The following is a 386-nucleotide window of genomic DNA, read 5'->3' on the forward strand; positions in this document are numbered from 1 at the left end:
GCGCCCGAGGCGGCGTCGAAATAGGGGTATTCACGGATCTGCAGGCCGGCGGCGCGCATCACCGGCATGTGGTTCGGCCAGGTCGGGTCCGACAGCCAGATGGTTGCATCCGAGCGTGTCCGCTTCAGCAGTTCCGCCACCAGCCGCAGCGCGCCGGAGCCGCCGGGCGCTTGTGCGGCGCGGATGCGCGTCATGTCGGCGCCTGGACCGAAGGCGAGCTTGGCCATCACCGTGTTGAAGCCGGTATCGCCGGCAAGGCCGAGATAGGTCTTGGTGTCCTGGGCCTGCAGCAGGCGCTGTTCCGCTTCGCGCACGGCGCGCATGACCGGCGTCTTGCCGTCGCGATCCTTGTAGACGCCGACACCGAGGTCGACCTTGTCTGGACG

The 386-nt window shown here is 68.7% G+C and carries 1 protein-coding gene; it reads right to left on the bottom strand.

What is annotated here, in order from left to right:
• Positions 1–386: aminotransferase class I/II-fold pyridoxal phosphate-dependent enzyme (locus EN906_RS37125; protein WP_127375911.1), on the bottom strand; the 386-nt coding region annotated here is incomplete at both ends.

The sequence above is a fragment of the Mesorhizobium sp. M7A.F.Ca.CA.004.06.1.1 genome, assembly GCF_003999135.1.
Lineage (GTDB): Bacteria > Pseudomonadota > Alphaproteobacteria > Rhizobiales > Rhizobiaceae > Mesorhizobium.